The 13,706-nt window shown below is 42.8% G+C and carries 12 protein-coding genes; 5 read left to right on the forward strand and 7 right to left on the reverse strand.

Features of this window, described 5'->3' with window-relative positions; genetic code table 11:
• Window positions 1-4: 4 nt before the first annotated feature.
• The 5 genes from CLV98_RS14030 to CLV98_RS14050 form a co-directional block, all read right to left on the reverse strand.
• Window positions 5-190 carry a hypothetical protein gene (locus tag CLV98_RS14030; RefSeq protein ID WP_109675280.1) on the reverse strand — a complete coding sequence of 62 codons (186 nt, stop codon included), beginning with the start codon at window positions 188-190 and terminating at the stop codon, window positions 5-7.
• Window positions 191-252: 62 nt separating this feature from the next.
• Entirely contained in the window at window positions 253-726 is a 474-nt protein-coding gene (locus CLV98_RS14035) for a hypothetical protein (RefSeq protein ID WP_146202283.1), read from the reverse strand.
• Window positions 727-979: 253 nt separating this feature from the next.
• The gene (locus CLV98_RS14040; RefSeq protein WP_109674977.1) at window positions 980-1,867 is read right to left on the reverse strand and encodes an OmpA family protein; all 888 of its coding nucleotides are present in this window, start codon (window positions 1,865-1,867) and stop codon (window positions 980-982) included.
• Between the two features lie 194 nt (window positions 1,868-2,061).
• A complete protein-coding gene (locus CLV98_RS14045) occupies window positions 2,062-2,802 on the reverse strand; it encodes a GLPGLI family protein (protein WP_109674979.1) in 741 nt (246 codons plus the stop codon).
• Between the two features lie 21 nt (window positions 2,803-2,823).
• Window positions 2,824-5,646 (reverse strand): outer membrane beta-barrel family protein, encoded by a 2,823-nt coding sequence (locus CLV98_RS14050; RefSeq protein ID WP_109674981.1) that lies wholly within the window; start codon window positions 5,644-5,646, stop codon window positions 2,824-2,826.
• A gap of 230 nt (window positions 5,647-5,876) precedes the next feature.
• Between CLV98_RS14050 and CLV98_RS14055 the strand changes: the two genes are divergently transcribed.
• A complete protein-coding gene (locus tag CLV98_RS14055) occupies window positions 5,877-6,392 on the forward strand; it encodes a metallophosphoesterase family protein (protein WP_109674983.1) in 516 nt (171 codons plus the stop codon).
• A 3-nt stretch (window positions 6,393-6,395) separates the two neighbouring features.
• Here CLV98_RS14055 and CLV98_RS14060 read toward each other — a convergent pair whose 3' ends face one another.
• Entirely contained in the window at window positions 6,396-6,707 is a 312-nt protein-coding gene (locus tag CLV98_RS14060; protein WP_109674985.1) for a MerR family transcriptional regulator, read from the reverse strand.
• 382 nt (window positions 6,708-7,089) lie between these two features.
• A complete protein-coding gene (locus CLV98_RS14065; RefSeq protein ID WP_109674987.1) occupies window positions 7,090-7,557 on the reverse strand; it encodes a response regulator in 468 nt (155 codons plus the stop codon).
• Window positions 7,558-7,846: 289 nt separating this feature from the next.
• Here CLV98_RS14065 and CLV98_RS14070 point away from each other — a divergent pair, with 289 nt between their 5' ends.
• From CLV98_RS14070 to CLV98_RS14085, 4 genes are read left to right on the forward strand one after another with little or no spacing between them, the layout of a single operon-like run.
• Window positions 7,847-9,748 carry an Rv1355c family protein gene (locus CLV98_RS14070; protein ID WP_109674989.1) on the forward strand — a complete coding sequence of 634 codons (1,902 nt, stop codon included), beginning with the start codon at window positions 7,847-7,849 and terminating at the stop codon, window positions 9,746-9,748.
• On the forward strand, window positions 9,745-10,443 hold the full coding sequence (locus tag CLV98_RS14075; RefSeq protein ID WP_109674990.1) for a hypothetical protein: 699 nt from the start codon (window positions 9,745-9,747) through the stop codon (window positions 10,441-10,443). Before CLV98_RS14070 ends, CLV98_RS14075 begins: the two co-directional genes overlap by 4 nt.
• A complete protein-coding gene (locus CLV98_RS14080) occupies window positions 10,440-12,611 on the forward strand; it encodes a 7TM diverse intracellular signaling domain-containing protein (RefSeq protein ID WP_109674992.1) in 2,172 nt (723 codons plus the stop codon). Before CLV98_RS14075 ends, CLV98_RS14080 begins: the two co-directional genes overlap by 4 nt.
• The gene (locus tag CLV98_RS14085; RefSeq protein WP_109674994.1) at window positions 12,604-13,704 is read left to right on the forward strand and encodes a hybrid sensor histidine kinase/response regulator; all 1,101 of its coding nucleotides are present in this window, start codon (window positions 12,604-12,606) and stop codon (window positions 13,702-13,704) included. Before CLV98_RS14080 ends, CLV98_RS14085 begins: the two co-directional genes overlap by 8 nt.
• Window positions 13,705-13,706: the final 2 nt, after the last annotated feature.

Raw genomic sequence — 13,706 nt, forward strand, 5'->3', positions numbered from 1 at the left:
GCCGCTAAAGTCCTTCACTAAGCGGATACCTTCTTCTAGTCTCATTGATCAGAAACTTTTTCTGGGCGGTAAAACTGTCGGGATGCATCAGCATAAAGATCTTTTCCCATTCCTGAAACCGTACGGGGTTGGCCTTTTGGAAGGTGGTAGAATCGATTTTCTTGTGAAGGAGGTATTCCGTAAAATCCATATACAGGTCAATAAAATCAGAGGCTCCCAACTCAGGAACCTCCTACTATAAAAGCAAATGTGTTATTTCTTTTTAAACTCCAAATAGCCGCTCGATTGCGAACTACCATCCTGGTCGATCAGGTTCATGGTAATTCCTAACTTTATATCGCCATTGGCATCTCTGATTTTGACCCCATCTCCTTGAACCGTTCGGATTTTCTCGAAACCATCGTCGGTGTATAGAGCCTGTTGATCGATACGAAAGTTGAGGGCGTCGATCACCACTACCTTGTCTAGGTTATATATATCGGTGCTGGTAAACACCTTTCCGGGTGCGGTAATGGTATAAGCAACTGTGTATTTAATCCCCAAAAGATTTTTATCCACACGGCTTACGTCCCATGTTTGGACCGTGGAGATGCCATCTTTAGCCGTAGTGGTCCCGTATTGTCCTACAAACTCGGTGCTATAGTCAGGATCCGGCTCCGGTTCATTGTTTTTGTCCTTACAAGCACCCATCAATAAAACGAGACAGCAAAAAAGAATTTTTTTCATAATAAATTAATTAAGTGATTTCATAGCTAAGGACCACCAAGTCCATTACGGATAAGATAACGAAAAGTCAGGGTCCTCCATATATCTTTTCCGCTTATTTTCGCAAATCTTACTAAAAGAGGGAATAAAATCAAAATTCTGATGGGCAATAATTTTAGAACCCCACTTCCCTTTTGCTTCCTCGTATTACAAAAAGAGTGCCCGTCGTAGCGACGGGCACTCTTTTTTAAGCTACTCTCAAAGATTGGAAATATTACTTACCAGCCTGAGGAGTATATAAGTTGAAGAATTGATCCAACTTAGGAGTAATGATGATCTCCGTACGACGGTTCAAGCTTCTGTTAGCAGGAGAATCGTTAGAGACCTTAGGTAGGTACTCACCACGACCACCAGCGATCATACGTACAGGCTCAACACCATATTTCTTCTGAAGGGTACGAGCCACAGAGGTAGCACGCAACACACTAAGATCCCAGTTATCGGAGATTTTGTCAGTAGAAATGGGCACATTATCCGTATGACCTTCGATCAAGATTTCGATGTCTTTGTAATCGTTCAAGATCTTAGCAACCTTGCTCAATACCGTTTCGGCTTGAGTATTGATCACCGAGCTTCCAGAACGGAACAACATCTTGTCGGAAAGGGACACGTAAACAACGCCCTTTTTAACTTCGATCTGAACATCTTCGTCGCTAACATCTTGAAGTGACCGCTTTAGGTTCAACACCAAAGCCATGTTCAAAGAGTCCTTGCGTTGGATACTTTGGTTCAAATCGCGAATTTGAGCGCCTTGAGCATCCATCATCGCCAAAGATTTCTTGATGCTTTCAGAACCTTCTTTAGAGATTACTGAAAGATCAGACATACGATCCAAAAGATTGTTGTTGTTTTTCTTTAGGAAAGCAATTTGCTCTTCTAATTCTTTCAACTTTCCGTTTTTGGAAGTTAGCTCATCATTCTTAAGCTTCAAATCGTTATTCAAGCCGGCGGTTCTGCTATCGCAATCGTTCAGGTCAGCACGAGCCTTATCCAACTGAAGTTGGATTTCGTTGGCTTTGTTCTCTGCCGAAAGCAGCTTTTTCTTACTTGCACATGATCCGAGTACAAATAGCATAGCTACAGCTACAAGCGTATTTCTCATAATAATAAGGGTTATTGGTAGACGGTTAACACTGGTTATTTAAATAAAACAAAAATTTGTATTCAACGCTTATCAAAATCGGGCCAGAGATTGTCTACCCATATTTTTAAAGCGCAAAGGTATAAAAAAAGTCAAACTAACGCAGTTCTTGTGATATTTTTGTCACATTTATTACTGTCAAAGTTACCTCTGCACTAATATCTGATAAAATAATAAGGATTCCTATGCGATTTCATACTCGTTTCGACGAAATCGGCGATCATTTTGTCATATTCTGCTTGTTTGACACGCTTTCCTTTTAATTTTTTGGGCATTGCCAAGGCTTCTTCCGCCGATTTCTTTTCTACCTTCACGGCCGTTATCAGCACCTCCCCATCATTGACGTCCACCTCCATAATCAACCCAGGCAAGCCAAAATACCTTTCGGGGCCTGCAGAGCTAGCCAGATCATTGGCAAACCATGCCGTGATTTTTTGCCCTTTGAGGGTGTCTTCTGTGGTGGCCATCATACAAAGGTAGCCATTCACTTCCTTAATCTTATTTAATATCTTCCATTTTGGCGCTTTTAAACTGTCTGATATGATATATACCTTCCCAGAAAACTCTTCAACCTCGGTCTTTTTCTCCTGGTCGTAGTCGTGTAGTATAATATACTCCGATTTCCTCCATTGGTACCCCCCATCGGCTTCTTTTTCTAAATCTTCGTATTTGCTTAAGTGCCCATTGGTTCCTAGCCGTCCTCTACTTTTGTCGCCCTCGTCGTTGCTTCCCCAAGAGGTTTGCGACCGAGACCGCTCCTCTTCCGACAGGTAAGTGAGCTTGTTTAAGATTTTCGACCAGTAGGAAGTCTTCTCATAGGTCACTACCCCTTCAAACCCCTGGCTTAGCCCCGTAAAGTGTACCATCGCCAGGCAGATTGTCCATAAATATTTCATCTCAAAAATAATTTCAATTGGTTAAAAACGATTATTCCTCCGAACCGAATGGTTCATTCCCCTCATATTATAGGAGAAACTCAACAAAAAGTACCGAGCTAAGGTCCTGACCTGCTCCTGGCTTACAAAGTTTTGATAGGCCGACTGATTGATCCCCCTATTCTGATTGAAAACATCATAAGCCGATAGTCGTATTTCTCCCTTTTTACTTTTTAATAGGGTTTTATATATGGATACATTCAGGATGGGCATGCTTTGATTAAAGTCATAACGGTTGTTGGTATAAGTCGAAAAATTGAAGCCAGAATTAAAATAAATTTCTTTGGGCAATTTAATATTCATTTCGGCACTATACCTGGCGTTAATGATCTTTTGATCCTGGGTCGTACTAATGGAGTATTTGGTATCCCGGATACTCCAGTTGGCATTGCTATAAAAAGTCAATTTATCGCTGGGGGTATAATCCAGCCTCAGCCCCAAGCTGTAGCTATTGGTCAAGGTTTTATTCAATAGACCATTAATATTGGTCAGGTGATTGCCTATACCATAATTAACATTTAGACTCAGGTTGCTCTTGGTTTTTACAATCGGAAATCCATAATCGGCATAGACGCCGAAATCATTACCGCCACTGATATTAGCCGCCATGGTGGTCGTGACCAAGTTCTGGTCTACGGTTTGATTATAAATCACCTGATTCTGATAATAATTGTAATAGGCATTTAAATACATCCTCACGAAGCTCCCAGGATTGAACATATTATACCCCAAATTGCCCGAATGCTGAATACTAGGAACCAGATTGGGGTTCCCTACCCGAATATAAAGCGGATTACTGTTATCAACGATAGGCTGAAGGTCGCTGATCCCGGGTTCATTAATATTCATATGATACCCCCCAAACAGAAACCGATTGCTCTTCAAATCATAGTTTAAGGAAAAATTAGGCGTCCAGTTTACAAACTTTCTGTTGAGCGTAGCCTGGAAATCCTCTCCTTGGTCGACCGCAAATTTTCCATTCATATGGATTTGCTGCATAGCGAGCCCTCCCGATATATTAAGGCCATTATTGGAATACCTCAGGGAGGTCCCCACCCTATGAAAATCCGTTTTGTTGAGGTAATAACGACTCAGGTTCCGGTTCAATTGGGTACGGTCGGAGAGGTCGTATACATTACGATCGACCTGGTCCGATTTGAAGCTAAAGTTGTAAAACGACTCTAAGATAAAGCGCTTCGAAAGTGGCTCTATATAGAGCAGACTACTTTTCAGCTGCGTTCTTAAGCTCTTGGTATCGTTGTCTTGGTTGATCACCGCCGTGCTATCAGGCAAACCCGTTCTTATAAATCGGTTACTAGAGCGTTGGGTATTAAGTCCATCGGAGTTATTAATATTATAGGCGGCACTTACGGCTACATTACGCCCTTTTTTGGCGAATTTCCGCCGGTATATTCCCGTGTTCCCCATGGCGAAGGAATTGAAATCGCTGTAATTATTTATCTGACTGACCGTCGACAGAGGATTGGCGGAGGTTTCGCCCCTGTAGTAGCGCTCCATGCTCTGGTAGGCCGAGGTCCCATCCCCTACTCTGGAATTGGAGAGGAGGATAAAAGTGTTTAGAGAGTCGATATTGCGCTCAAACCTGACGCCCAATCGATGGTTCCTGTTCAGGTTCCGTCTAGAATTAGTATCCAGCGTCGTCACCGCCGACGATTCTAAGAAACGGGTCTGGCGCTCGGTGGCATCAAGGTCTTGGTGATTCTGATTATAATAGTAACTGGTATTTATTTTGGTCTTTTTCGTATCGAAATTATAATTGGCACCACCGGCAAAATTCTTATTATAACCGCGGTTCTGTCCTCCACTACCAACCTGTATAGTTAGGCTTTCGTCGCCCCCCCCAAAAGAGATATAACGTCCACCGCCAAATCCGAAGTCCCCGTCGTCGCCCCAATTAAAGGATTGGCTCCCCTTAAAATCCTGGTAGTCGTCCCAGGACATCCCTCCTTGATTGGTATTATTACCTAGGCCAATAACGGCAAACTGATTTTTCTCATTGAAGCGGTTGTAGTTAATTTTACCTGCAAGGCGCTTATCGGTCCCCACCGCAGCGGTCACCTTCCCAAAGCCTCCTTTTTTATGGCTATCCTTCAGCTGCAGATTGAGCGTCTTTTCATGCTTGCCATCGTCGACGCCGGTAATTCGCGACTGTTCCGTTTTATCATTAAATACCTGTACCTTATCGATGGCCTCAGCGGGCAGATTCTTGGTGGCCGCTTTGGTGTCATCTCCAAAGAAGCGCTTGCCATCGACGGTTACCCTTTTCACTTTTTCGCCCTGAGCCGTAATACTACCATCCTGCTCAACCTGCATGCCCGGTAAGCGCCTCAGCAAATCCTCTACCGATGAGCCTGGAGGTACCTTAAATGCCCGGGGGTCATACTCCACCGTATCCCCTCGTATGCTCAATGGTGCCCTTGCAGTCTTGATCACCACTTCGTATAGGTCCTGATTCAGCTCGGTCATCTCCTGCTTCCCGATATCGATAACGGCTTCTGACTCCGGTTTTACATGAAACTGGAAGGGCAAATAGCCCACATAAGAGGCCTTAAGTAGGTATTCCATTCGCTTCATGTTTTTGAATTCAAAGGCGCCATCCTTATCGCTCCTTCCAAAGCTTACCAAGGACGAATCGGCCGGTATAAGAAGCATCACTGTGGCTTCGGGCAATCCCTGGCCGAGGCTATCGGTGAGCGTACCCCGAAGGGTAAGTCGCCCGGCTTGTTGAGCCATTCCCCAATGACTACACCAGCATAAAAGAAAGATGAGGAGCAATTTTTTCATAATAAAAAGTGTGATTAATATATTTGATAAACCCAAACAATTTTCAACTCCTCAACCTCCCTCTAATTTTTAATATTATTTTTGGCAATTATGTAACTTTAACAATACAGCATTAAATGTACTTAAAAAAAACTATATATAAGTTGCATTAACATTAACTCTTAAAAAAAATTATTACCCGCATTCAGTTACTTAACTACCTTTGTGATCCTAACAGCGAACTACCTCATATGACTAGAATAGGGCTTCTTTCAGACACACACGGATATCTAGACCCCAGAGTTTCCTATCATTTTTCGGAATGTGATGAAATATGGCATGCGGGAGACATCGGCGACACGGCCATCATCGACGCACTAGAAGCCCTAAAACCCACTAGAATCGTGTATGGAAATATCGATCACCGTGAGGTGATACTCAGGACGAGTGAGCACTTAAATTTTGAAATAGAAGGTTTTAATGTGTGGATGACCCATATTGGAGGCGCACCTCCACGTTACAACCCTTCGGTACTGCCCCGACTAAGGACGGACCTGCCCGATATTTTTGTATGTGGGCATTCTCATATCTTAAGAGTAATAAGGGATAAGTCGTTGGGGGACATGTTGTACATTAATCCTGGGGCGGCCGGAAAAGAAGGCTTTCATAAGATCCGCACCCTGTTACGGTTTAACCTTCATGAGGGGGTGATCAGCAATATGGAGGTCATAGAACTGGGCAAGCGGGGTGCTATTGAGGAAGCTTAGGGCTTATAACTGGTCTTTTATCTCGACCAGAAACTTACGAACCCGTACCAGCCGTTGGATGAGCAGCTGAGACTCTTCCTTCCTACGTAGCTGTTCCCGAGCACCTTTGATGGTCCGGCCTTGCTTTTCCTTTTGATGCATTATTTTCTTGATGACCTCAATATCCCTATCGTTGTATCTTCGGCGATTACGGGAGTCCCTTTTGGGGCTTAGCTGGGGAAACTTTTTCTCCCAAAACCTCAAGGCCGACGGTTCGCAGCCTACCATCGCCGCCACTTCATTGGTATCGTAATAAAGTTTAGGATTTTCTTCCATAATTTTTAGTCCGTTTTGCAGCCCTACGCTATATTAAAAGGCCTAGATTGACGGCTGCAATATACTTATTTCGAGTCTATTGACCGAATTTAAGCCCCCTTATGAGGTCTATTCCATCAGTGCTGGCACAATAATTGAAAGTTTCAAGTCAAACTAAACCAATACGATTATGGAACTTATCATATTTTTAAAAGCAGCCGGCAATCTTCTTTTCGCCGGCCTACTATTATTCGCCATCTGTTTTTGGGGATTGTTCTGTGGGGTCGTTTATACCTTACTTTCATTTATAAAACAGGAGTACCCTTCTAAAATCAAGACGGAATCAAAATTAAACCGATCCATACCAACATCGAACCGCATTATAGTTTGACGTTTCCTCTTATCAAGAGATCAATTTTTGTCTTAATAAAAACTCCAGCTGTTCGTTAACATCCGTAAGCGTATCAATCAATGCCCTGTTTTTCTCCCTCAGACTAAAAATCTCATAGGCATTCTTGATCACAATCTTCATCTGATCCTCATCCCAGGGTTTATTAATATAATAATAAATATGCCCTTTATTTACCGCATCGATAACCGCATTTACATCGGTATATCCTGTAAGGAGTATTCTGATAGGATCGGAATAATGCTTCAATACTTCAATTAGGAAATCGACTCCCGTCATCTCAGGCATTCTCTGATCGGTTATGATCACGTGAATGGTATTTTTGGCCAGTATTTCTAACCCTTCAGCCCCTGAAGTAGCAATCATTACGTTAAATTCTCTCCTAAAAGCCGCCTTAAAGGAATTTAGGTTATTTATTTCGTCATCCACATAGAGGACATTAACTTTTTCTGAGCTATCCATATAATTTAAAGCGAGCTGCGTTGAATAAAAAAACAAATTAATGAAGTTTGTTTGAATAAAATTCTATCGTGACATAATTTTAAGGATTATATGTTAATTTGTACCACTATTGCAATGTATACGAACGCCTATACACGAACTTTTTAAGGCTAAGTAGAAATACTTTTTTTTATTTCATCCCTCTTCTATAGAATAGAATTGGAGATGCGGCCAAAATAAATGAATTTTATCTTTGAATTTTCATATTTATATAATTTAATACGCGTATAGAACTTCGTGATAAGCACCAATGCAAATAAATACCCATCCGGACTATGTTCCGTTAATTTTCCCGGCTAAGGCAAGGAAAGATAACGAAGAATTCTGGTTACTCAACGCCCAACATAACCTTGAATTTCATGATCTTTTTGAAGGTCAAAAAAAAGAGCTCTTTAAAGTTAGAAGCCCTAAAATACGACGCTCCCCGGCCGAGCTCGACGATATGTTTGTCCAATGGGCCCAAGAAAGGGACCTGAACATGGAAGGAACATGGGTCTACTATCCGTGGACTAAACGCATGGTACATATCCTGGACGAAGCCGAATTCGTGGAGCTAAGAACCAGCCGTAACAAGCATAAAATTACCGAAACGGAGCAAAGCGTACTGGCTCAAAAAAGTATAGGCATCATCGGTCTTTCGGTAGGAAATGCAGTAGCCGTAACCCTGGCCATCGAAAGAGGCTGTGGACACCTCAAACTAGCCGATTTCGACACCCTCGAACTCAGTAACCTCAATCGAATTAGAGCCGGTATACATTCCATAGGTCTCAACAAGTGCGTGATTACCGCCCGCGAAATCGCCGAGATAGACCCCTACCTAAAAATCACTTGCTTTACAGAAGGATTGGATGCGCATAATATCGATGCATTTATCGACGGGCTAGATCTGCTCATAGACGAATGCGACGATATGGATATGAAAATATTGGCCCGACAGAAGGCTCAATACTATCAGTTACCACTGATCATGGAAACCAGCGACAGGGGGATGCTCGATATAGAGCGCTATGACTTGGAACCAGACAGGCCCATTTTCCATGGTATGCTCCAAGATATACCGCCTAGTCTACTGCAAAAAGTACCAGCAGAACACAAAATGGGATTGGTCATGCGTATTTTGGAAGCGCCTAAGACCTCTGCTCGTGGACGCGCCTCCTTACTCGAAATGGGACAAACTTTAGGTACCTGGCCCCAGTTGGCCAGTGCCGTTGCCATGGGAGGCGGAGTAGTCGCCGATGTTTCACGGCGTGTTTTGCTTCGGCAATTAAGTATTTCAGGCCGTTTTTATGTAGACCTCGAAGGACTAATCGCCGAAAAAGAGGCTCCTATTGCAGGCCCCTCGAGTGGCTCTATAGAAACACCCACCCAACGCTTCGCCATACCGGCCCTAGACGGTCTACCTGGTGATCCTCAGCAGCCAACCAACCAGGAGTCCTTCAATAGCTTCCTGGCTCAGCTGAACCTCGAAGATGCCGATGAGCCTCAGCCCCCCCTCAGAGTAGCACTTCCTAATGGGGACCTACTTACCGCCCATGCGGTGATTTCAGGAACACCTAAAAATCATACTTCCGAAGCGCTAGCCCGTTTACAAACCTTGCTCCTGCTCAACCCGCTAGGCCATCAGTCCTTTTACGCCACCATGCAAATTCCTGCAGGGGGTGGATTACCCCATTTTGAAGGGTATAATTTCCCTGACCAGCACTTAGTAGCATTTAGCATGCTAACGGATTATCGGTCGGCGGCCGTATTGCAGTCCATAGATGGAGGGCAGATATTCAAAGACATTTTCCAGGGCTATTACAATCATGCAGAAGGATACCTGGCTTTAGAGCTGCCGGCAGACCTTCAGGTATTGGCACAGTTGATTGCCCAGCTCAACCAGATTGCTGCTCAGGTGGGTTATGAGCTAAAACCCTTGCTCTTTCCTACCCAGCTATCATTAGATTTACGAAATAAAGCGGGTTATTTAAAGGATTCGGAAATGGCCCAAATCCAGGAAATCGAAAATAAGTTTGTAGCAAGTACGTCCCTCAACATTGACTTTTGTGACTATATATTCCTGGCCCTCCTCAAAAAAGAAGGACCTTTAGGATCGGGACCTAATAATGACCATTCTCCTAACGTCCCACCGAAAAAACAAGCATCAAAATGAGAGCCAGAATAAGAGCTTATAGAGCCCCAGAAGACGTAGATTCTAGCCTGAAGTATGTTGATGGACATCGGAAAGTTTTGGAATCCTATGGGGTCAAGCAGGTATCATCGGCCAATATTGAATGGCTGTATGACCCAGAAACTTACGTAATCATTGTAGAGTCGGAAGAAGGCGACAAGATATACGGTGGAGGGCGCATCCAGCTCAGAAACCCCAATATGCGTTTACCCATGGAACATGGTATTGCCAAGATTGACGCCCATGTATATGACTATGTGGATCAGCTCGGCGACTATCGAATAGCCGAATTCTGTGGGTTATTTAACTCCAAGGAAGTGGCTGGATATGGTATTGGCAGTATTATATTAGGTAGAATTGGAGTGGCGATTTCTTCTCAACTCAACTTAAAATACCTGCTGGCCCTTTGTTCACCGCCCACCCTGCGCAACTGTACCAGGATCGGCTTCGAGATCATCCGAGAGCTTGGTAATAATGGAGCTTTTTACTATCCGAAAGAGGGTTTGATCGCCACGGCTATCATCGTCAACGACGTTACTAATATCCCATTGGCCAAGCCCGATGAGCAGGAAAGGATTTTTGACTTACGTAATAATCCTCAACAAATCACCATGGAAAAAGGCCCAAAAGGCGAAATGATTATCCAGTACGAAACGATAATACTACCCATCACATGAAATCAATAGTTGCTTGGACTCTTTGGATAGTCCTGGGTTGCCTACAGCCAGTATATGCCAACGTTATTACTTTCAAAGGAGGATCCGAAATCATTGGGAAACATCTGGAGATATTTCAGGACCCCAGCAACAGGCTGACGGTCCAACAAATACAGGCAAGGACCGACTTCCAGCTGAACCATGAAGATGCCGCCAATATGGGTCAGAGCCAGTCGGCATACTGGCTGCGTTTTAAGGTCAAAAACCTTTCCTCCGACTCCAATATCTATTTAGAATTGGCATATCCCCTCATTCACAGCTGCGAATTATACTATTTCATAGGCAATTCGGTGGTGTCTCATAAATATTCGGATTTTGACACCTTCGACAACCGGGAGGTGAAACATCAAAACCTGATATTTAACTTGCCTATTCCCCTATACGGAGAGCGTGAGTTTTACTTAAAAATAAGGGGCGATAGCCAGGTGATATTACCCCTATTCCTTCACGACCAAAAACACCTCTTTGAGTCCTCGCTCTATGCCGAAACCATCAACGGAATTTATGCCGGAATTATCATCGTCATGGTTCTGTATAACCTCTTCATTTATTTTTCGACCAGAGACAAGAGCTACCTATATTATGTACTGTATATCCTCTTTATAGGATTGGCTCAAACCACCCTTACGGGCTATGCTTATAAGTACTTATGGACTTCCTATCCCGGCTTTAATGCAAATGCGGTGGTTTGGTTTTCGGTGCTGGCCGGTATTTTTGCCGCTTTCTTTTTCAAAAATTTCCTCCAAGTCAAAGAGAAACTTCCTATCGGGAATCTCTTATTAAACATCATGATATTCCTCTACAGCGCCACGGGAATCATCAATATATTGGGGTTCAAATCCTTAAGTTTTACTGGAATCGACATTTCTGGTGGTTATGGAGCCTTGGCCACCTTATTCGTGGCCATCAAAATAACCCGACAGAACTACCGACCAGCCAAGTTTTTCCTGGGTGCCTGGTCGCTTTTCCTACTCGGCCTGGTACTTTTAGTACTTCGCAATATGAATGTACTCCCCTATAATATGTTCACGACCTATACCATGCAGGCGGGAACCATCTTAGAAGTGATCTTGCTGTCGTTTGCCTTGGCCGATAAAATTAATATATTGAAGAAAGAAAGGGAAGCTTCACAAGAACGTGCTTTATGGATTTCAAAGGAAAATGAAAGAATTATTAAGGAACAAAATGTTTCGTTGGAAGGTAAGGTGTTAAAACGCACCAAAGAACTTCGGACTACCAACGAAGAGCTCCATAACACCCTGAATCAATTAAAGGATGCCCAGAGTCAAATAATTGAATCGGAGAAAATGGCCTCTCTGGGTCAGCTAACGGCTGGCATCGCACATGAAATAAATAATCCCATTAATTTTGTAAGCTCCAATGTGAGGCCTTTGCGAAGAGACATAGAAGATGTTCTGGAAATATTAGATGCCTATTCCGTGTTAGAAGAATACGAGTCACCCCAGGTCTATGAGCAACAAGTTCAAAATATTAAAAACCTAAAGAAAGATTTGGACATCGGCTATATAAAAACCGAATTGGACATGCTTCTTACCGGCATGGAAGATGGCGCTAAAAGAACGGTAGAAATTGTGAAAGGCCTCAAAATATTCTCCCGAGTAGATGAATCAGACCTTAATCTGGTAGATATTAACGAGGGCCTCGAATCCACCCTGGTCATTCTGAATTATCAAATTGGCACTGAGATTGCCCTGGAAAAGAACCTCGGGGAAATCTCTAAAGTGGAGTGTTACGGAGGGAAGATCAACCAGACCTTTATGAATATCCTTAGCAACAGCATATATGCCCTAAAAAATGACCCCGATCCGAATAAAAAACCGAAATTAACAGTTTCTAGCTGGCAACCAGACGAGGACCATGTCTGTATTTCCTTAAAGGACAACGGGATAGGTATTCCTCCCGAGGTAAAAAGCAAGATTTTTGATCCTTTTTTTACTACAAAACAAATAGGCGAAGGGACTGGACTAGGGCTTTCAATTGTATTCAAGATCATTGAAGTTCATCATGGATCTTTGGTTGTAAACTCTGAAGTTGGGGAAGGTACCGAATTTTTAATTACTTTACCGGTTCTTAGGAAAAAACCAAGTATTACTAGTACCCATGAATGAACATAAAATAAAATTACTATACATCGACGACGAAGAGCATAACCTGCACTCTTTTAAGGCTACTTTTCGGAAACAGTACGAGATCTACACAACGGTGTCGGTCATAGAGGCTGAGCAGCTCCTCGATACGCACGTCATCCATGTGGTATTGGCCGACCAACGGATGCCTGTAATGACTGGGGTACAGTTTTTTGAAAAAATCCGTGACAAATTTCCCGACGTGATCCGGATATTAATAACGGGCCATACCGACATCAGTGCGGCTATCGACGCCATCAACAAAGGGGAGGTATTTAGGTTTATCGACAAGCCCTGGGATTATAAGTATGTACAAAATGCCATTACCCATGGTTATGAAATCTATAGAACCAAGGAGGAGCTAAGGCAAAGGAATATTGAATTAGAAAAGGCCAATGAAGAACTAGACAAATTTGTATACAGTGCCTCTCATGATCTGAGAGCCCCCCTTATGTCCATTTTAGGTATTGTAAATCTTGCGCTTATAGATGATGACCTGAGTTCACAAAACGAATACTTAGAGCTAATAAGGCAATCTGTAAAAAAATTAGATACTTTTGTAATTAACATCATCGACTATTACAAAAATGCCAGGGGTGTCCCAGTCATTAGTGAAATTCATTTTGATGAACTCGTAACAGACGTTTTGGCCACCATCCAATACTTACCCGAAAGAGAAAAGGTAGTGATTAATACCCATATCGAACAAGACAAGGTTTTTTATTCCGATGCCATGAAGCTCCGGATTATTTTTAATAACCTCATCAACAACGCCATCAAATTTCAAGATGATAAAAAAGCAGATAAAAAGGTCAACTTGACCGTAACTTGTACTGCCCAGCAGGTTCAAATAAAAATAGAGGATAATGGAATCGGTATTTCAGAGGACGACCGAATTAATATATTTAAAATGTTTTACAGAGCCGGTGCTATCAAAAGTGGCTCAGGAATAGGCCTATACATCGTACAAGAGGCAGTAAACAAACTGGGCGGGGAAATTGATACAACATCTGTTATTGGAAAAGGAAGTATTTTTAATGTCCTTATACCTTCTATTAATAATGCCCAGCCCTAGTT

Source organism: Dyadobacter jejuensis, from assembly GCF_003149085.1.
Taxonomy (GTDB): Bacteria; Bacteroidota; Bacteroidia; order Cytophagales; family Spirosomataceae; genus Dyadobacter; species Dyadobacter jejuensis.

Coding starts and splice junctions, on each gene's coding strand:
- CLV98_RS14030 (WP_109675280.1), bottom strand. CDS start 190: ATGGATTTTACGGAATACCTCCTTCACAAGAAAATCGATTCTACCACC.
- CLV98_RS14035 (WP_146202283.1), bottom strand. CDS start 726: ATGAAAAAAATTCTTTTTTGCTGTCTCGTTTTATTGATGGGTGCTTGT.
- CLV98_RS14040 (WP_109674977.1), bottom strand. CDS start 1,867: ATGAGAAATACGCTTGTAGCTGTAGCTATGCTATTTGTACTCGGATCA.
- CLV98_RS14045 (WP_109674979.1), bottom strand. CDS start 2,802: ATGAAATATTTATGGACAATCTGCCTGGCGATGGTACACTTTACGGGG.
- CLV98_RS14050 (WP_109674981.1), bottom strand. CDS start 5,646: ATGAAAAAATTGCTCCTCATCTTTCTTTTATGCTGGTGTAGTCATTGG.
- CLV98_RS14055 (WP_109674983.1), top strand. CDS start 5,877: ATGACTAGAATAGGGCTTCTTTCAGACACACACGGATATCTAGACCCC.
- CLV98_RS14060 (WP_109674985.1), bottom strand. CDS start 6,707: ATGGAAGAAAATCCTAAACTTTATTACGATACCAATGAAGTGGCGGCG.
- CLV98_RS14065 (WP_109674987.1), bottom strand. CDS start 7,557: ATGGATAGCTCAGAAAAAGTTAATGTCCTCTATGTGGATGACGAAATA.
- CLV98_RS14070 (WP_109674989.1), top strand. CDS start 7,847: ATGCAAATAAATACCCATCCGGACTATGTTCCGTTAATTTTCCCGGCT.
- CLV98_RS14075 (WP_109674990.1), top strand. CDS start 9,745: ATGAGAGCCAGAATAAGAGCTTATAGAGCCCCAGAAGACGTAGATTCT.
- CLV98_RS14080 (WP_109674992.1), top strand. CDS start 10,440: ATGAAATCAATAGTTGCTTGGACTCTTTGGATAGTCCTGGGTTGCCTA.
- CLV98_RS14085 (WP_109674994.1), top strand. CDS start 12,604: ATGAATGAACATAAAATAAAATTACTATACATCGACGACGAAGAGCAT.